General features: G+C 55.0%; 16 protein-coding genes and 1 pseudogene. 4 read left to right on the top strand and 13 right to left on the bottom strand.

Translation table 11 applies throughout. The annotated features are described in order from the left end of the window. From AB8B76_RS12945 to miaB, 10 genes and pseudogenes are all read right to left on the bottom strand, one after another. Positions 1 to 200: pseudogene (locus AB8B76_RS12945) on the bottom strand (hypothetical protein); the annotation flags it as partial. 133 nt (positions 201 to 333) lie between these two features. Continuing rightward, complete coding sequence (locus AB8B76_RS12940) at positions 334 to 762, bottom strand: GFA family protein (RefSeq protein WP_405273068.1); 429 nt, start codon at positions 760 to 762, stop codon at positions 334 to 336. Between the two features lies 1 nt (position 763). After that, positions 764 to 1,798 (bottom strand): DNA polymerase III subunit delta, encoded by a 1,035-nt coding sequence (holA, locus tag AB8B76_RS12935; RefSeq protein ID WP_405273067.1) that lies wholly within the window; start codon positions 1,796 to 1,798, stop codon positions 764 to 766. A gap of 9 nt (positions 1,799 to 1,807) precedes the next feature. Continuing rightward, on the bottom strand, positions 1,808 to 2,335 hold the full coding sequence (gene lptE, locus AB8B76_RS12930) for an LPS assembly lipoprotein LptE (protein WP_405273066.1): 528 nt from the start codon (positions 2,333 to 2,335) through the stop codon (positions 1,808 to 1,810). 60 nt (positions 2,336 to 2,395) lie between these two features. Continuing rightward, complete coding sequence (gene leuS, locus AB8B76_RS12925) at positions 2,396 to 4,855, bottom strand: leucine--tRNA ligase (protein WP_405273065.1); 2,460 nt, start codon at positions 4,853 to 4,855, stop codon at positions 2,396 to 2,398. 65 nt (positions 4,856 to 4,920) lie between these two features. Further along, positions 4,921 to 6,462 carry an apolipoprotein N-acyltransferase gene (gene lnt / locus AB8B76_RS12920; protein WP_405273064.1) on the bottom strand — a complete coding sequence of 514 codons (1,542 nt, stop codon included), beginning with the start codon at positions 6,460 to 6,462 and terminating at the stop codon, positions 4,921 to 4,923. Further along, complete coding sequence (locus AB8B76_RS12915) at positions 6,459 to 7,301, bottom strand: HlyC/CorC family transporter (RefSeq protein ID WP_405273063.1); 843 nt, start codon at positions 7,299 to 7,301, stop codon at positions 6,459 to 6,461. Before AB8B76_RS12915 ends, lnt begins: the two co-directional genes overlap by 4 nt. Continuing rightward, positions 7,301 to 7,798 carry an rRNA maturation RNase YbeY gene (gene ybeY, locus AB8B76_RS12910; RefSeq protein WP_405273062.1) on the bottom strand — a complete coding sequence of 166 codons (498 nt, stop codon included), beginning with the start codon at positions 7,796 to 7,798 and terminating at the stop codon, positions 7,301 to 7,303. Before ybeY ends, AB8B76_RS12915 begins: the two co-directional genes overlap by 1 nt. Continuing rightward, positions 7,798 to 8,826: a PhoH family protein gene (locus tag AB8B76_RS12905; RefSeq protein ID WP_405273061.1), complete on the bottom strand. Its 1,029-nt coding sequence runs from the start codon at positions 8,824 to 8,826 to the stop codon at positions 7,798 to 7,800. Before AB8B76_RS12905 ends, ybeY begins: the two co-directional genes overlap by 1 nt. Positions 8,827 to 8,865: 39 nt before the next feature. Then, positions 8,866 to 10,206, bottom strand: coding sequence for a tRNA (N6-isopentenyl adenosine(37)-C2)-methylthiotransferase MiaB (gene miaB, locus AB8B76_RS12900; protein ID WP_405273059.1), 1,341 nt, complete (start codon positions 10,204 to 10,206; stop codon positions 8,866 to 8,868). Between the two features lie 214 nt (positions 10,207 to 10,420). On the opposite strand from miaB, the gene AB8B76_RS12895 reads away from it, so the two are divergent. Further along, a complete protein-coding gene (locus AB8B76_RS12895) occupies positions 10,421 to 10,768 on the top strand; it encodes a DUF1820 family protein (protein WP_405273057.1) in 348 nt (115 codons plus the stop codon). A gap of 532 nt (positions 10,769 to 11,300) precedes the next feature. After that, positions 11,301 to 13,793, top strand: coding sequence for an endopeptidase La (gene lon, locus AB8B76_RS12890; RefSeq protein ID WP_405273055.1), 2,493 nt, complete (start codon positions 11,301 to 11,303; stop codon positions 13,791 to 13,793). Positions 13,794 to 13,933: 140 nt separating this feature from the next. On the opposite strand, the gene cmoB is transcribed toward lon, so the two are convergent. Then, positions 13,934 to 14,908, bottom strand: a complete 975-nt coding sequence (gene cmoB / locus AB8B76_RS12885) for a tRNA 5-methoxyuridine(34)/uridine 5-oxyacetic acid(34) synthase CmoB (RefSeq protein WP_405273053.1) — start codon at positions 14,906 to 14,908, stop codon at positions 13,934 to 13,936. Continuing rightward, positions 14,905 to 15,651: a carboxy-S-adenosyl-L-methionine synthase CmoA gene (cmoA, locus tag AB8B76_RS12880; protein WP_405273051.1), complete on the bottom strand. Its 747-nt coding sequence runs from the start codon at positions 15,649 to 15,651 to the stop codon at positions 14,905 to 14,907. Before cmoA ends, cmoB begins: the two co-directional genes overlap by 4 nt. Before the next feature lie 155 nt (positions 15,652 to 15,806). On the opposite strand from cmoA, the gene AB8B76_RS12875 reads away from it, so the two are divergent. Then, positions 15,807 to 16,802, top strand: coding sequence for an aminotransferase class IV (locus AB8B76_RS12875; RefSeq protein WP_405273050.1), 996 nt, complete (start codon positions 15,807 to 15,809; stop codon positions 16,800 to 16,802). A gap of 3 nt (positions 16,803 to 16,805) precedes the next feature. Then, positions 16,806 to 17,543: an HAD family hydrolase gene (locus tag AB8B76_RS12870; RefSeq protein ID WP_405273049.1), complete on the top strand. Its 738-nt coding sequence runs from the start codon at positions 16,806 to 16,808 to the stop codon at positions 17,541 to 17,543. A 39-nt stretch (positions 17,544 to 17,582) separates the two neighbouring features. Here the strand turns inward: AB8B76_RS12870 and AB8B76_RS12865 are convergent, their stop codons facing one another. Next, entirely contained in the window at positions 17,583 to 17,774 is a 192-nt protein-coding gene (locus AB8B76_RS12865) for a hypothetical protein (protein ID WP_405273047.1), read from the bottom strand. Positions 17,775 to 18,060 lie beyond the last annotated feature (286 nt).

Raw genomic sequence — 18,060 nt, 5'->3', positions numbered from 1 at the left:
GCATTATCAATGTGTGGCGAACTGGCAAGATCGCTATAGCCGAGCCAAGTATCACGGCGACTTATGACGCTGTGCAGGCTCTCAGGGATTTCCTTTGCGGCTAGGCGCCCGGACAACTGATGTACAGGATTACTGAGTGGGTTGTTGTGTGGATTGTTGTGTGGGGTGCCGTGTAAAGTATTGCCTGAATCCTGATACATCGCTGCTCTCCAAAAGTACTGTATATAAAAACAGTAGTCTTAAAGTGAGCATCCTGCAAGTAAATACTTTTGACCTGTCGCCTATCTAGACATGTTGTTGCCAGGGCCTCGCGAAGGCCGCTATTGAGTCTGCCTAGCTGCCAAAGGCCCCGGGGTGCTGGCAGCCGATATCGCCGATCTCATCCCAGTCAGCCTTTGAGTCCACAAAAATGTGGTGCTTCACCGAGAGAGACTCACTGCCTTCCAGGAGCAAGCCTGCGGGGACAAAGGTGCGCTCGGCGTCGTTAGCGCCCGGGAGGGGTGACCCACAGCAGCGACAAAACCATGTTTGCCAGTCGACGTCCGGTTTCTTCCAAGTGGCAATGCTGTCTTCACCCGCTGTCCAGCGAAACGCCGTGTTATCTATGACAATAACGGCTATGCCATTACTCCCCGTGGAACGTCGGCAGATCGAGCAATGGCAGACATAGATATCTGAAATGTCAGTGTTGATTTCAAAGCGGACTGCGCCGCAGTTACAGGCGCCGCTGATTGGTAAGGATGGCGTTCGGTGGCCTGTCACACTAGGCCGATCGCGACAGGGTCGGTTTGCCATCTCGCGCAAGTCCCGCAATAAGCCACTCCGTTTGTTCCCACGGATCGCCCTGCGCATAACCCTTGATACAGCCATCGACATGGGCAGCCAGGGATAGCAACTCTTCGCAGCTGGTTACCGTGTGTCTGCGCATGGCTGCCTGAATTACCGATTGACGGCTTTTCCAGACGCGGGCTTCGTTGAGCGCTTGCATGGGCTGGCGCCCAGCTTCAACAGCCTGCATAAGACCTCGCAGTAGGCGCAGCTCTCGAACTAGCCCCCAAAGTAATGCGGGTGGCTGGGTGCCTTCGGAACGCAGGCCGTGAAGCATGCGCAGGCTGTCATCGGAGCGTCCCGCCAAGGCTACGTCGATGAGTGCAAAGGTGTCGAAACGCGCGCTATTAGCCACCGCATGCGCCACTTGCTTGGCCGTCACCATACTGTCGCCGGCCAGCAAACGGAGCTTCTCGAGTTCCTGCACTGCTGCCAATAAATTGCCTTCGACCCTTTCGGCGAGGAGCGTTAGGCCATCACGATCAATGGATAGGTTAATGCTTCGCGCGCGACGTTCGAGCCAGCGCGGGAGTTCTTCAGCATTCACTGGCCAGAGCTGGATTGTGGCCCCCGCCTGATCAATGGCCTTGTACCACTTACTGTTCGTGCTGGCTTTGTCGATCTTCCCAGCGACTATGAGTAGCGTGTCGCTTTCGGGAGCATGTTCGAGATACTCCTGAAGGGCCTTACTGCCCTCGGCGCCCGGTTTGCCATTGGGTATGCGCAGTTCAATGAGCCGCTGCTCGGCGAACAGCGACATGCTGCTGGAGTCCTGCGTAAGGTCCTGCCAGTTGAAGCCGCGGTCACTGCTATCAACGACGTGACGTTCATGGCAGCCCGCGCGACGTGCAGCGGCGCGCACCTGATCGGCACACTCTTGAACCAACAGTGTTTCGTCGCCGCTGATGAGATACACGCGGTGGAGTTTTCGGTCGAGATCCTGGGCAAGCTTCTCGGGATAGAGGCGCATAGTCCGATGCTATTCGACGTTAGCAGCAAAAAAGCTGATCCTGCGCAGGATCTGCGCGGCGAGCTCTCGGCGCAGCTCGCCCTGGAGTACTCGAACTTCTTCAGCTTTACCCACAACATTCTGAGGGTCATTTTCCATCTGCTTATTGACTGCAGCCGTAGAGCGCTCCATCACTAATTCGCGATTGCTATCAAAGACCATGAAGTCCGCACTCATCTGCAAATCGAACTCTGCAGCGCGCGCTTGGGCGTTGACCGACAAATTTCGTTGGCTAAACATCTCGGGTCCCAGGCGCAGGATATGTTGTGCTTCCTCGCGGGGTACCCAAACAATGCCGCTGGCGCTAAAGGTAGATTCAACGATCCGGGTGAGTTCGCCATTGGGATCGTTGGAGGCTAGATACATGCGGCTCCATTCAGCCGGCATCGCGGAGCCCCCGCCTGTGCCTCGCAATTGAAAACCACAGCCAGCAAGGACCAGACACAGCATCATGACCAGCGAAGAGCGGGTTAGTCTGCCAGGGACGCTGTTGTTCAAACTATTGCTCCGATTACTGTTCGGTTTGTGAATACGGTTGTAACTGCCATAGCATCCAGTTTAACCGACCACGATGTTCACAAGTTTACCCGGCACGACAATCACTTTACGCACCGTTTTGCCTTCCATAAAGCGTTGGGCGTTCTCTTCGGCGAGGGCGGCGGCTTCCAGAGCTTCCTTATCCGCATCAGCGGCAACGTCCATGCGTGCCCGGACCTTGCCGTTAACTTGCACTACGATTTCCAGAGTGTCACGTACCAATGCTGACTCATCGACGATGGGCCACGCAGCATAGGAGACATCACCGTCGCCACCGAGCATTCCCCAAAGGTGATGACAGATGTGCGGCACGATGGGGACCAACATGCGTACCACAGCATCGAGCCCTTCTTGCATCACCGCACGAGACTGATCGCTTTCCCCCGACAACCGGCCGAGTTCATTACACAACTCCATAACCGCCGCGATAGCCGTGTTGAACGTCTGACGTCGACCCATGTCGTCGCTGACTTTGGCGATGGTCTCGTGAACCTTTCGTCGGGCATCACGCTCATTATCTTTGAGCGAGTTTGCGTCCAACGCAGGAGCTGGGCCCTTATCCGTGTGTTCGTGCACAAGACGCCACAGGCGTTTTACAAAGCGGTGTGCGCCCTCAACGCCATCTTCGGACCACTCCAGGGATTGGTCTGGCGGTGCTGCAAACAAGCTGAACAGTCGAACGGTATCTGCGCCGTGACTATCGATCAGCGATTGCGGGTCAACGGTATTGCCCTTTGACTTGGACATTTTTGCGCCGTCTTTGAGCACCATGCCCTGAGTCAGTAGACGAGCGAAGGGCTCGTCAGAGCTCAGCAATCCTTCGTCGCGCATGAGCTTATGGAAAAATCGCGCGTACAGCAGGTGCAGAATTGCGTGTTCGATACCGCCTACATATTGATCTACCGGTAACCAGTAATCGGCCCGTTCTTTGTCCAGCATGCCATCGGCAAACTCCGGGCAGGTAAACCGCGCGTAGTACCAGGAAGACTGAACAAAGGTGTCAAAGGTGTCTGTTTCGCGTTCACAAGCTTGGCCGTCAAGATCAAACTTGCGCCACTCGGGGTCCGCCTTGATAGGAGACGCGACGCCATCCATCACCACGTCTTCAGGTAGCAGAGAAGGAAGGCGATCCGCGGGTATAGGGATCTCGCCACCATCTGCGAGGTTTAGCATGGGAATAGGCGTTCCCCAGTAACGCTGCCGTGAAACGCCCCAGTCGCGCAGACGGTATTGCGTTGTGACCTTGCCCGCGCCTAACTCTTCGAGTCGTGCTGCGATACGCTCAAAAGCCTCATCAAAATCGAGGCCGTCAAAATCTCCCGATGCGGTAAGCGCGCCTTTATCGGTGTAGGCGCTATCGCTGACGTCTGCCGCTTGCCCTTCGGTGTCGCAAATCACTGTTTTGACAGGAAGGTCGTACTTGCTGGCAAATTCATAGTCACGCTCATCGTGAGCCGGGACGGCCATGACTGCGCCTGAGCCGTAATCCATGAGTACATAGTTCGCTACCCATACAGGAACCTGCTCCCCAGTGAGAGGGTGAATTGCTCGGAGCCCCGTATCCATACCCAGCTTCTCGGCCTGGGCCATGTCAGCTTCTGCTACCGACGCCTTTTTGCACTCCCCAATAAACTGCTCTAATGCGGGATTATCCGCCGCGAGTGCAAGACTAATGGGGTGCTCTGCAGCAAGGCTCACATAGGTGACGCCAAAGAGGGTGTCCGGGCGGGTGGTGTAAACCTCGATACGATCTTGCCCCGCGATCGGCTGCTCGAGGCCAAAGGCCAATTCAGCGCCGCGGCTTTTGCCAATCCAGTTGCGCTGCATGGTGCGCACGGCCTCTGGCCATCCGTCTAGCTTATCCAGATCGTTAAGCAGCTCTTCAGCGTAGGCGGTAATGCGGATGAACCATTGGGGAATCTCCCGGCGCTCAATAAGGGCGCCCGAGCGCCAGCCTCGACCATCTATCACTTGCTCGTTGGCGAGTACCGTTTGATCCTCCGGATCCCAGTTCACCGTGGCCATCTTCTTGTACACGAGGCCTTTTTCGTAGAGTCGTGTAAAAAACCACTGCTCCCAGCGGTAATACTCGGGAGTGCAGGTCGCGAGTTCGCGCTCCCAGTCAAAACTGAAGCCCAGTGCCTTGAGTTGCTCACGCATGTGCCCAATGTTGCTGTGGGTCCATTTCGCCGGGGCAGTCTTGTTCGCTATGGCGGCGTTTTCTGCAGGAAGGCCAAAGGCATCCCAGCCCATAGGGTGAAGTACGTTCTTGCCCAGCATGCGCTGATAGCGCGCTATGGCATCTGAAATAGAGTAGTTTCGAACATGTCCCATGTGCAGTTTGCCACTGGGATAGGGAAACATTGAAAGACAATAGAACTTCTCGCCTTCGAGGGTATCGCGCGCTGCGAAGCTGCGGTTTTCGTTCCAGAACGCTTGGGCGTCACGTTCAATATTCCGGGGATCGTAATAGTGTTCCATGGTCTCTGCTGGGTGCTTTTTTTCGAGGGCGCATGGTAGCAGTAAACCCGTTTTCCGGCGAAGCCTCAGTGCTCTTTATCGGCGTCCCGCCACAGCACTCGATACATCAGGCTCATACTTCCCAAGAGTAATCCCAAGGCAATGAGTAAAGGCATTGAGCCAAAGCTGGTGAAAGGCGTGTTCCCGAGCATAACCTGGGCGTTGCCCATGAGGGTGCTCTCAACGAATTGCTCGCTGCGCGCCACAAGCTGACCGCGATGATCAATGATCGCCGATACGCCATTATTGGTCCCGCGAAGGAGGTAGCGGCCGTTCTCTAAAGCGCGCATACGAGCCATTTGCAGGTGCTGTAGGGGGCCGATGGAGGCACCAAACCAGCTGTCGTTGCTGATGGTAATGAGTAGCTCGGCCTGCTGTGCGCTTTGCGCCACGAGTTCGGGATAGACGATTTCATAGCAGATAAGCGGTGCTACGCGATGATTGCCCGCTTCCAGTGGCCCTTGATGGCTCGAGCCGCGGCTGAAGTTGGACATGGGGAGATCAAAGAAATCTATGAGTCCCCGCAGCTGCGCTTCCAGGGGAACATACTCACCGAAAGGTACCAGCCGTTGTTTGTCATACTGCCCTTTGCCCTGTCCCAGCGCGATGATGCTGTTGAAGTACCGATCTTGAGTATCGCGTGTGGGGATGCCAGTGATTAATACCGTATCACTCATGCTGGCGCGCCGGGCGATAGGATCAAGAAACTCCCCAGCGCGATCGGCGACCCTTGGGATCGCAGATTCAGGCCATAGCACCAGATCTTGGGCGAACATGGGGCTGACCGCGCGTTCATACTGGCGGAGAATATTCTGGTAGCGCGTCCGATCCCACTTTTGCTCTAAAGGGATATTGGGTTGATAGATTGCTACGCTTAGCGGTTTTTCGCTGGCGGGGGCCACCCACTCAATGGGTTTGAGCATGAGTCCGCCACCCCATAGCGTGGCGAGGAGTCCACCATAACTGAGCACCGTTGCTGGTTGCGGGCTTCGCCAGGTTAAGAACACGCAGCTTGCTGTGAAAGCGACGGCAAAAGACAGTCCGTAAACCCCGGTTATCGGTGCCCAACCCGCGAGCCATGTGTCGACATGGCCATACCCCAGGTAAAGCCAGGGGAAGCCGGTAAGCAGCCAGCTGCGCAGCCACTCTCCGAATACCCAGAAAGCGGCAAAACCTAAGAGCATGCCCCCGGGAAGCGGCCTGACTATGCGTGTGTACAGCCAGGCCTGCAGCGCGTGTAACAGTCCAAGGCCAGCACAGAAAACCAGGGTTAAAAACGCAGCGAGGATGACGCCGGCATTGCCATAGACGTGGATGCTCACATAAACCCAGGAGGCGCCAGAGCCAAACAGGCCAAGGCCAAACAGCCATCCGCGCCATATAGCCTGCCGAGGGGTGCAACTTGCAAGGAGGTAGGCGTACACGGCGCAGCCTACGATTGCAGTGGGCCATAGATCAAAGGGTGCCAGGGATAAGGTGAGCAAGGCGCCCGCGAGGGGCGCCAATATCAGTACTTGCCAGCGGGGCAGAGCACTCGCAGAGGGGCTGGAGCTAAGCGTGCCGCTCATTCCGCGCCGGGGGGACGCAGTCGCAGGCTGTGGATTTTTCGTTGATCAGCATTGATAACTTTGAACTCAAAGCCCTCAATGTGAGTGATTTCGTTGCGCGTGGGCATGTGACCAAAGGCATGCATAACCAAGCCGCCTATGGTGTCGAATTCGTCATCACTGAACGCCACCTCGAAGTAGCTGTTGAAATCCTCGATGGGAGTTAGCGCCCGCACAAAAAAATCATCGTCGGCGATACGGCGAATGAACTGATCTTCTTCTTCGTCCGTCTCGTCTTCGATCTCACCAACGATTTCTTCTAATACGTCTTCAATGGTCACCAGACCGGCGACGCCGCCATATTCGTCAATGACAATAGCCATATGATTGCGGTTTTCTCGAAACTCACGGAGCAGAACATTGAGTCGTTTGCTCTCCGGTACTACAACGGTTTGCCGAAGTAGGTGGCGAACGTCAAAGCTTTCGCGGTCGTCGGACAAAATCTGCGGGAGCAGATCTTTCACAAGCAAAATGCCCAAAATGTCGTCCGGGCTTTCTCCGATAACCGGATAACGAGAGTGCTTGCTGATGGAAATATGAGGCAGTATCTCGGCGAGAGTGCTTTCAGCTTTGATCACCACCATCTGGGGGCGAGGGACCATAATGTCCCGTGCCTGCATGCCGCTGACCTGCATGGCACCATCGATGATCGACATCGAGTCTTCCTCGATGATGTCGTTTTCCATTGCTAGCTGGAGAATCTCTTTGAGATCCTCCCTGCTCTGGGGTTCAGAAGAAAATGCTTGGGCAATACGACCCAGGAGAGATTTTTCTTCACTGCCGTTACGGTCATCGCTCATCAGCGATTTCCTTCCGCGAGGGGCTCAGCGAGAAACTCCGAGTTGGCATGATATGGACAAGGCCAGCCAAGGGTGGCGAGCGCCTGCGTTTCCAGGGATTCCATGTGTGTCGCCTCAGCGTCAGATTCGTGGTCGAAACCCAGTAGATGGAGCACTCCGTGGATCAGCATGTGATCCCAGTGTGCGGCGAGGGGTTTTTCTTGTGTAGCGGCTTCTTCTTTGACCACCGGGGCACAAATGACAATGTCTCCCAACAAATCCAAAGTGACATCTGGTGGTAGGTCAGCCGGAAAAGACAGCACATTGGTCGGCTTGTCCTTGCCGCGATATTGCGAGTTAAGTTGCTGCATCTCTGCGATGTCGACGATGCGCAGACCTGCTTCCCAGTGTTTGTCTGGTTCCGCTGCTAGCGCCAATGCTGTTTCCGCAGCGCGTAGGAGGGTCTGATCATCCGGGGATTGCTCGACAGTCTCGCGAAATACGTCGAGGGTGAGCATCAGGGTTTACTCTTCTCCAGACTCGTGGTGTTCGCGTCGTGACTCTCGTAGGCGGCGACTATTCGCTGTACGAGCGGGTGGCGCACTACATCTCTGTTAGCGAACCAGGTAAAACCTATGCCCGGCACATCCTCGAGAATGTTCGCGGCGTGGGTAAGCCCTGATTGAGTGCCTCGCGGTAAGTCGATCTGGGTGGCGTCGCCGGTAATGACAGCCGTAGATCCAAAGCCGATACGCGTTAGGAACATTTTCATTTGCTCACGGGTCGTGTTCTGGGCTTCGTCCAAAATAATGAACGAATGGTTGAGAGTACGACCGCGCATAAACGCAAGAGGAGCTACCTCGATGATGCTGCGTTCTATGTATTTGCTGACAGTTTCAAAACCGAGCATTTCATAGAGGGCGTCGTAAAGAGGACGCAGGTAGGGGTCTACTTTTTGACTGAGGTCCCCCGGGAGATAGCCAAGCTTTTCTCCAGCCTCGACCGCGGGGCGCACTAGAAGAATGCGACGAACCTGCTCTTCAAGCAATGCCTCAACGGCGCAGGCCACGGCAAGGTATGTCTTTCCTGTGCCTGCGGGCCCAACTCCGAAGTTGATATCGTTGTTGTGAATAGAGCGGACGTAGCTTTGCTGATTGCGCCCACGGGGCTTGATAGAGCCTTTACGCGTACGAATCACTTGTAACTGTGAGGTGCCGTCGTCGCTGGCTTCGGTCCCCGCATGTTGCAGTTGAAGATGCAGTGACTCGGGCGTAACGGCGATGCCCTGGCACACTTCAGCATAGAGGTGTTCCAGTAAGGCGCTAGCGACGGCCACGGCTTCAGCATCGCCTTCCAGCGAAAAGCGATTGCCGCGAGATTGGATTTTTACTTGCAGCCGCTCTTCGATTTGACGCAGGTGCGCGTCAAACTGCCCACACAGGGCCGCTAGATGTCGTGCATCGTCAGGTTCGAGGGTCAGACCAAAAGGCTGCCCGCCCGGACTGGGAGGTTCTGAGGTCAAATTGTTGTTGGTGGCGCTAGCCATGTACTGTGAACTGCAAGAATAGTCACGAATTCGCCACAGTCAACCCGCGGTTCCGGGTATCAGCTCTCCGCGGAGAGAGTTGGGCAGCGCTTCGCCAATGGTTACGTCGGCAAATTGCCCTATGAGGCCGTGGTCATCCGCACTGAAATTGACCACTCGGTTGTTCTCCGTGCGGCCTTGTAACTGGCCTGGATCCTTACGAGAAGGGCCTGTGATCAAGATACGCTGACGCGTGCCTACCATATGTCGGCTGATCGCCTGGGCCTGTTGGTTAATCCTTGCCTGAAGAATGTGAAGCCGTGACTTTTTGGTGTCTTCGTCCGTGTCATCTTTTAGGTCCGAAGCGGGTGTTCCCGGCCGGGCGCTGTAAATGAAGCTGAAGGACATATCGAACCCGATGTCGTCTATCAGCTTCATAGTCGCCGCGAAATCGGTTTCCGTCTCACCTGGGAAGCCAATAATGAAATCTGAAGACAGGCTGATATTCGGACGGATAGCGCGAAGCTTGCGAATCTTTGATTTGTATTCGAGTACCGTGTGGCCGCGCTTCATGTTGGCCAACACTCGATCGGAGCCCGCCTGCACGGGCAGATGAAGGTGATCCACAAGCTCGGGAATTTCTGCGTAGGCTTGAATGAGTGCCTCAGAGAATTCCACCGGGTGTGACGTGGTGTAACGAATCCGGTCGATGCCCGGAATAGCGGCAACAAAATGCAGAAGCTCTGCAAAATCTACGATGTCGCCTTCATGGCTTTCGCCGCGGTAGGCGTTAACATTTTGTCCAAGAAGATTGACTTCACGAACGCCGCGACTCGCCAGACTGGCGACTTCTGCGATTACGTCGTCCAGAGGGCGGGAAACTTCTTCCCCCCGGGTGTATGGGACGACGCAAAAACTGCAGTACTTGCTGCAGCCTTCCATAATTGAAACAAAAGCCGACGGCCCTTCAACGCTGGGTTCTGGGAGACGGTCAAACTTTTCGATCTCGGGGAAGGTGATGTCCACGACGAGATTGCCACTGCCCCGGCGCTCGTCGAGCATTTCTGGCAGGCGATGCAACGTCTGGGGACCGAAGACCAGATCAACGTAGGGAGCGCGCTTGCCGATGTCTGCTCCTTCCTGACTGGCAACACAACCACCTACACCAATGATGAGCTCGGGATTTTTCTGCTTGAGATTCTTCCAGCGGCCCAACTGGTGGAAGACCTTTTCTTGCGCCTTCTCGCGGATAGAGCAGGTGTTGAGCAGGATTACGTCTGCGTCATCCTCGCGATCGGTAGGCACGAGTCCGTGACTGTCCACCAGCAAGTCCTGCATGCGTGCAGAGTCGTACTCATTCATCTGACAGCCGTGGGTTTTGACGAAGACTTTTTTGCTCACCGCTCCTGACCTTGTGGGCGCCCCTGCGTGTTTAGTACGCGCAGTTAGGGCCTTTGTAAAAGGGCCGCGGAGTATAGCGCCGGATGCCGTCGCTGCCCAGCAAATTTGCTGGTATTTAAGGCCTAGGCTAGGTAGACTCTCGCGCCCGCTAAAACGCGGCAATCCGGGGCTTTCACAGACCTTTGGACCGCCTCAGTGAGTAAACGGAAACGCCATGCCCAACAGTCCTGTATACAAAGTTATATTCCAGAACGGCAATCAGGTCGTAGAGATCTTTGCCCGTCAGATATACCAAAGCGATATGTGGGGTTTCATCGAGGTTGAAGAGTTGTTATTTGGTGAGCGCTCGCAGATCCTTGTGGATCCGGCTGAAGAAAAGCTTAAGACCGAATTTAGCGGCGTGCAGCGCAGCTACATCCCCCTACACTCCGTCATTCGCATCGATGAGGTGGCAAAAGAGGGTGTTGCCAAGATTTCTGACGTGAAGCCTGGCGAGAGCACCAACGTTACTTCTTTCCCTATGCCATCAACGCCGGCGAAGCCTCGTAGTAGCGACGACTGAGTAGCGACGACTGAGTAGCGACGACTAAGCAGCGACAACTAATCGCTCTAGTAATCGGCTTGGCGTGGACACGCTCTGCTCTCGAGAAAAGACTTGGGTGACTCGTTCGCTCGAACGCATCCACGCCAAACCTAGACCGTGATAGCTCGTTCAGCGGCCGACTTGGCGCGGACACGCTCGGCTCCCGAAGAAAGCATTGGGTGATTCGTTCGCTCGAACGCATCCACGCCAAGCCGGCCTCTTAAGCCGCGTTGTTTTTCGGTGCGAGGCCTGCGCGGTCCAGTCGTCGAAGAGCCAATCCCCCAATTTTTTTTGGCGATCGACGACTGGGGCGTGTAGGCCGATCAGCCGAGTACAAAGACACAGCACGAATGACGACGTGGCCTGACCGCGCTCGGCTCCCGAAGAAAGCCTTGGGTGATTCGCTCGTTCGGACGTATTCAGGCCACGTATAGATTTTCGCGTCGTTCAGACTACTAGTTGAAATCGGCGTGTTGGCCCCCATCTATTTTGTCTAAGCAGAGGATTTCTTATGCAAGACGACAAAACAGATGATCAAACCTCGCCGGGTTTGGATCTGACCGCCGAGATCGTCAACGATCAGGCCGTACTTAAGTCTTCGAGCCCCGCGGTCGCGGACGATGTGTTGCCGGACTCGCTTTATCTTATTCCCGTGCCCCAGCGGCCGTTTTTCCCAGGGCAGGTTCAGCCTGTAGGTATGGACCCGGAGCAGTGGAGCGGCACAATCAAAGCCGTGATGGATAAGTCCAATGGGGTGGTGGGTCTTGCCTATGTCGATCCCAGTCAGTTAAGCGGCGCCGAGCCTCAGCCAAAGAATTTCCCGGAGATTGGCTGCGTTGTTCGACTTCATCGGCCGCCCATGGCAGCAGAAAATCCGGGGCAGTTTCTTGCGCAGGGCGTCCGTCGGTTTCGCATTGTGCGCTGGCTCAGTGACAAAGCGCCCTACCGCGTGCAGGTCGAGTACCCACGGAGTCAGGGTGATCGTGACAGCGATGACGTCAAGGCTTATGCCATGGCTGTACTCCAAGCGGTAAAGGAGTTGCTGCCACTCAATCCTTTGTACAGCGAAGAGTTGCGGCACTACATCGCCAATTTCAATCCGAATCAGCCGAGCCTGCTCGCTGACTTTTCCGCTGCACTCACCTCGGCTAATGGCGATCAGCTTCAGGAGATTCTGGAGACACTGCCCCTGCAGTCACGGATGCAGAAGGTACTCGCCTTGCTCGGCAAAGAGCGAGAAGTGGCTCAGCTTCGCGGCAAGATCACGGAGCAGGTAAACGAGAAGGTCTCGGATCAGCAGCGAGAGTTTTTTCTTCGTGAGCAGATGAAGGTTATCCAGAAAGAACTGGGTATTTCTAAAGATGATCGCACCTCTGACGCCGAGCGCTTTGAGGCGAGATTGGAGTCACTGGTGTTACCCGACGCCGTTCGAGAGCGTATTGATGATGAGCTTCAGAAGTTATCGGTGCTTGAGCCTGGTTCACCGGAGTACGGAGTCACGCGGAACTATCTGGACTGGGCAACGCAGGTTCCCTGGGGGCTTACCTCGGAAGACAATCTTGATCTCAAGCATGCTGCAAGCGTCCTTGATACAGATCATGATGGCCTGGACGATGTGAAAGACCGTATTTTGGAGTTCCTGGCTGTAGGGTCTTTTAAGGGTGAAATAGCGGGTTCTATTCTGTTGCTCGTGGGTCCACCCGGAGTCGGGAAAACGAGTATTGGCCGGTCTGTTGCCAACGCTCTCGGCCGCGAGTTCTATCGCTTTAGTTTGGGAGGCATGCGCGACGAAGCCGAGATTAAAGGCCATAGGCGCACCTACGTGGGTGCAATGCCGGGGAAGTTCGTTCAGGCATTGAAAGAAGTGAAGGTGGCCAACCCTGTCATCATGCTGGATGAGATCGACAAAATCGGTGCTTCTTTTCGGGGAGACCCTGCCTCAGCTCTTTTGGAAGTGCTTGATCCGGAGCAGAACAGTGAGTTCCTTGATCACTATCTTGATTTGCGCGTGGATCTTTCCAAGGTTTTGTTTATCTGTACCGCTAATCAGCTGGATACCATCCCCGGTCCCTTGCTCGATCGTATGGAGACTCTGCGCCTGTCTGGTTACGTAGCGGAGGAAAAGCTAGCTATCGCACGAAACCACCTGTGGCCAAAACAGCTTGAGCGTCACGGCCTGGGCAGCGAGCAGCTCAAGATTAATGACCCGGCACTGAAGTACGTCATTGAGTCTTATTGCCGAGAGGCCGGTGTTCGAAACCTGGAAAAGCAGCTGTCGCGAATCATGCGCAAGTCGATTGTCGGCTTTGTGAAAGGTCGCCGCAAAGGGCGGAGGAAGACGCAGACAGAAGTAGTAGAAAAACGGCGCATTGGTAAACGAGATATCGATGAGCTACTTGGCAAACCATTGTTTCAGCCGGAAAAGCCCCAACGCGGTATTGGAGTAGCAACGGGTCTTGCCTGGACAGCGATGGGTGGAGCTACGCTCCCTATAGAATCTTCGCGTATTCACACGCTTAATCGTGGCTTTAAGCTGACGGGTCGCTTAGGCGATGTCATGCGCGAGTCAGCAGACATTGCTTACAGCTTTATCGTGTCGCATTTAAAAGACTATCGCTGCGATCCGGACTTCTTCGATACCAGCATGGTGCATTTGCATGTGCCCGAGGGGGCTACACCCAAAGACGGCCCTAGCGCCGGTATTACCATTGCGACGGCACTGGTATCGCTAGCTCGTAAGGAGCGCATACGTCGTCCTCTGGCCATGACCGGGGAGCTAACACTCACGGGTCAGGTGCTGCCCGTAGGCGGTATTCGCGAAAAGGTTATCGCGGCAAGACGAGCAAAAATCATGGAGCTGATATTGCCCCATGCGAACCGTCGCGACTTCGAGGAGCTACCGGATTACCTCAGAGAAGGTATCAACGTGCACTTCGCGCGTAACTTCCGGGATGTGTTTGAGACGGTGTTTGAGGATCATCGAACGGGTAAGCCTTTGCATTGATTGAACTTAGCGTTTAGGTGTTGCTGATCGTGACTCACCGCTACTCTTGCCTTCAGTCGCCGAAAAGACTTTGGGGGCGTTCCTGTGGTGTGCTGGGCCGTTAAGCGTCACCACGAGCGAGTAGAGAAGCTAAGTGGGGCTCAAGGAGCCTCTGCAATCAGGATGGCTCTTCGCGGTGCGGGATAGCCTTCCAAGGTCTTCGTCGGATCTTCTGGGTCCAGAAAGTTCTTCAGTGACTGATAACTCATCCAGTCGGTCGCACGTTGCTCATCAGTCGTAGTCACCGATTCATCCACAAGTCTGGGATTCTTCCAGCCCAGCTTTGCCAGCCACAAAATGAGCATGGCAGAGCTTGGAATAAACCAAACGTTGCCCATGCGCGCGTAGCGTCCCTGCGGTACCAGGCACTGCTGCTCGTCGCCCTCGATCACGAGGGTTTCCAAAACCAACTGCCCACCACTGCGGAGGCTGTCGCGCAGGGTCATCAGGTGTTCCATGGGCGAGCGTCGGTGATAGAGAACGCCCATAGAAAACGCCGTATCAAAAGCGTGAAGTTTGGGAGGGAGTTTTTCTATACCGACAGGAAGGACACAAACCGCAGGATCCTGAATATAACGCTGAAGAGCAGCAAACTGGATTACGAACAGCGGCGAAGGATCGATCCCTATAACTTCGCTGGCACCGGCTCCGCGCATTCGCCAACAGTGGTAGCCATTTCCGCAACCCACATCCAGCACGCGCCGATTATCCAAAGGTTCGATGTGCTGACTAAGCCTGTCCCACTTCCAATCTGAGTGCCACTCGGTGTCGATCGTTAGCCCGAACAGTTCGTAGGGACCTTTACGCCAAGGGCATAGCCCGCGCAGCGACGTTTCCAGCACCGATAAAGTTGCGTTGTCGATCGCTTGGCTCGCGTGGACTGCCACGCTTCCAGACCTAAGATCTGTATCACCAACGGGAATATCAGGTAGAGAGTCGAGGGCCTGCTCCCACCTGGGGATATCGCCGTGGCGTAAAACCGAGAGTCCTGCCTTTACCTGGTCAGGAAGAAGCGCGCCCCAGGGTTCCAAAGGCCCGTCTGCCCACCGTTGCTGAATGCCTTGAACATCGATCATTTGAGGGCAATGATTGAGGCAAAGTTAAAGCACTGGAACCACACGTCACTGGAACTGAATCCTGCCTCGGACAGGCGCAGGCGATGCTGATCGATGGATTCCGGGATCAAAACGTTTTCAATGGAATCTCGCTTGCCCGCGATTTCCAAATCGCTGTAGCCGTGGGCGCGTTTAAAATCGTGATGGAGATCGATGTTCAGCTGGTTCAATGAATCATCGGGAAACACTACTTTCTCTGATAGCACCAAAATACCGCCGGGCATCAAAGCGTCAGCGATGCGATGCAGAAGTTCACGGCGCTGTTCCAGAGGGACGAACTGAAGGGTGTAGTTAAGAACAACCATCGACGCATTCGCGATCTCGCTCTCAAGGATATCGCCCTCTCGAAGATCTACCGCGGTGCTGCCCGCGTCCAGGGCGATCAACTCCCGACAGCGCGCGATCATTGCTGAGGAGTTATCTATGCCCACGATTGTGCAGTTGGCTACGTCAATGTGACGCCGCATGGACAAGGTGGTGGCACCCAGAGAGCAGCCGAGGTCGTAAACGCTGCTGTTGGATCTTGCAAAGCGCCCCGCAAGCAGGCCAGACATAGCGATAACCGTCTCGTACCCGGGCACCGAGCGGCGGATCATATCCGGAAAAACCGATACGACATCGCTGTCAAAGCGGAAGGGCCCTGGAGCGCGCAGAGGATCACTGAATAAGGTGTCGGCGCTAGGTTGTTTGGGGGAATCTGTCACGTCGTGCTTCGTTAGTAATGCTTCGCAAGTAGTGCTGGGAATAGTGCTTCAAACAGTGCTTAAGGTAGTGCGGGTTCCACTAGTCGCCGCGATCTTAAAAACGTTGCGATTCGTAGCATCGCAAGATACAAATTGTCAGCAAAGTGCATGGTAGCATGCGACGCGTTTTCAACAGCTTGTTCTCTATCGTACAAATCGAGATTTTAAGTATGCAAGGCACCCACGAATACAGCGGCGCAGACCGCAATCAGAATATCCTTATCGACATTAATGGAGAGCTTTTGCCGCGGGAAAAAGCGGCAGTATCTGTCTTTGACTCGGGCTTTGTGCTGGGTGATGGCGTGTGGGAGGGGTTGCGCGTTGAAAGCGGCACCATATTGTTTTTGGAGCAACATCTGGATCGCCTCTATGAAGGCATGCACACCCTGGATTTTGATATTACGGTTACCAAAGAAGTATTGACGAAGAGACTCTATGCAGCTCTATCGGCGAACGATATGCACGATGGTGTGCATATAAGACTGATGGTTTCTCGGGGCGTGAAGTCAACGCCATACCAGGATCCGAGGATGACCATAACGCCGCCGACGATGGTCATCATTCCTGAGTACAAGACAGCGCTCCCTGAGACGGTCAATAAAGGGGTGACTCTTTTTACGGTACACGTGCGCCGTGGCTATTCCGACGTACAGGACCCGACGCTCAATACACACTCCAAACTGAATTGCGTGACGGCTTGTATTCAGGCAGCGAAGGCTGGTTGTGATGAAGCGCTCATGCTGGATCCCCATGGATTTGTGGCTACCTGTAACTCCACGCACTTTTTCATCGTGCGCCGAGGAGAGCTGTGGACGAGCACCGGAGATTACTGTCTTGATGGCATTACCCGGCGTAAGGTTCTAAATATTGCAGCCGCAGAAGGGATGACGGTGAAAGAACGAAACTTCACGCTGACCGATGTTTATAACGCCGAAGAGGCCTTTGTAACGGGAACCTTTGCGGGGGTGGCGCCGGTACGTGAAGTGGATGGTCGAAAAATAGGCAATGCCGAGCGCGGTCCGGTAGTGACTGAGCTGCAGTCGGCCTATCGTCGTTATGTTGCTGATTACATCGATGGTCCCGGGCGGCTGCATGCCAGCCCACAGGATTAAGTTATGAAGGTCACGCGAGTGGCTATGTGGTCGGGTCCCCGCAATATCAGTACAGCGATGATGCGGTCCTTCGAAAACCGCAGTGATTGCTCAGTGATCGATGAGCCTTTCTACGCGGCTTACCTGGCGGAAACCGGGCTGGATCATCCGGGGCGTGCAGAGATACTGTCCAGCCAGCCCCGAGACTGCGAAAAAGTTGCAAAGGCGCTTTGCGAGGATGAGCCGGCGGCGCTGTATTACCAGAAGCACATGACGCAACACATTCTGCCGAATATGGATTTAGCCTTTACCGAGGGGCTGACCAACTGTTTTTTGATACGGGAGCCGCGGAGGATCATCGCGTCTTACGCCCGGGTAAGAAGTGAATTCACATTAGAGGAGCTCGGGTTTACTCAGCAGGCCGCGTTGTTCGATCGCGAGTGTGATCGTCTCGGTAAGGTTCCGCCTGTGCTGGATGCGGCAATGACATTAGCTAATCCCGCTGGTGTGTTATCCCAGCTCTGTTCGCTGGTGTCCGTGCCGTTTAGCGATGCGATGTTGAGTTGGCCGAAAGGACCTAGAGACAGTGATGGTGTTTGGGCGCCGTATTGGTACGACTCAGTTTGGGCGTCTAGTGGCTTTGCGCCACCCTCGAAGGCAGCTTCCAACGTCGAGCAGACATTGACTACGTCTCAGTCAGAGATGTGCGCGCAGGCAGAGGTCATGTACGAACGAATGTTGACCCACGCATTGCGCGGGTAGAAGAGATGCTCTGCTGGTCGAGCGCGGCGACTAAAGTGCTTAGTTCGCGCTGCGAATCCAGAAGTTTTCTTCGGCGAGCTGTCGACGCTGGCGTGCCTGAGGCTGAGGCTGCGCGAAGTATTGATCAACGTCGGTCGCCGCATTCGCGGGCTTACGAAACTTGATCGCACCCAGAAACGCCACAAGGCTGTTTGTGTTGCGTGCTGTGCTGTTTTCACTGCTATTGGACATGACGGCGTACCTTCTAACTATGTGCTTAGGATAAAACTCTGACCTCCGGCAACAAGGAAAAAATCCGCAGAAAAAACGTGAAAAGTGCGCACTAAGCTAGAAACTACATTAGCTTTCAGAATTGTTTGTTTTCTCCGCCGGCAGCCTCGCGTATTCTGCTGGGGCAAATTTGCCAGCTCTCTTCAGGAATTTTCGCCATGTTAGAAGCACTGCCTCTCCTTCCCGATGACCCCATTCTTGGCCTTGCGGCCGTGTGCCGCGCCGACGGAAACCCGAAGAAGGTGGA

This window comes from Congregibacter sp. (assembly GCF_045107095.1).
GTDB lineage: Bacteria > Pseudomonadota > Gammaproteobacteria > Pseudomonadales > Halieaceae > Congregibacter.
The sequence above is the reverse complement of the archived record's forward strand: the minus strand, read 5'-3'. Positions and strand labels throughout refer to the sequence as shown.

Excerpts from the sequence above, each read along its gene's own strand:
- holA (WP_405273067.1), bottom strand. The coding sequence starts at position 1,798 with ATGCGCCTCTATCCCGAGAAGCTTGCCCAGGATCTCGACCGAAAACTC.
- leuS (WP_405273065.1), bottom strand. The coding sequence starts at position 4,855 with ATGGAACACTATTACGATCCCCGGAATATTGAACGTGACGCCCAAGCG.
- lnt (WP_405273064.1), bottom strand. The coding sequence starts at position 6,462 with ATGAGCGGCACGCTTAGCTCCAGCCCCTCTGCGAGTGCTCTGCCCCGC.
- AB8B76_RS12915 (WP_405273063.1), bottom strand. The coding sequence starts at position 7,301 with ATGAGCGATGACCGTAACGGCAGTGAAGAAAAATCTCTCCTGGGTCGT.
- ybeY (WP_405273062.1), bottom strand. The coding sequence starts at position 7,798 with ATGCTCACCCTCGACGTATTTCGCGAGACTGTCGAGCAATCCCCGGAT.
- AB8B76_RS12905 (WP_405273061.1), bottom strand. The coding sequence starts at position 8,826 with ATGGCTAGCGCCACCAACAACAATTTGACCTCAGAACCTCCCAGTCCG.
- AB8B76_RS12895 (WP_405273057.1), top strand. The coding sequence starts at position 10,421 with ATGCCCAACAGTCCTGTATACAAAGTTATATTCCAGAACGGCAATCAG.
- lon (WP_405273055.1), top strand. The coding sequence starts at position 11,301 with ATGCAAGACGACAAAACAGATGATCAAACCTCGCCGGGTTTGGATCTG.
- cmoB (WP_405273053.1), bottom strand. The coding sequence starts at position 14,908 with ATGATCGATGTTCAAGGCATTCAGCAACGGTGGGCAGACGGGCCTTTG.
- AB8B76_RS12875 (WP_405273050.1), top strand. The coding sequence starts at position 15,807 with ATGCGACGCGTTTTCAACAGCTTGTTCTCTATCGTACAAATCGAGATT.
- AB8B76_RS12870 (WP_405273049.1), top strand. The coding sequence starts at position 16,806 with ATGAAGGTCACGCGAGTGGCTATGTGGTCGGGTCCCCGCAATATCAGT.
- AB8B76_RS12865 (WP_405273047.1), bottom strand. The coding sequence starts at position 17,774 with ATGTCCAATAGCAGTGAAAACAGCACAGCACGCAACACAAACAGCCTT.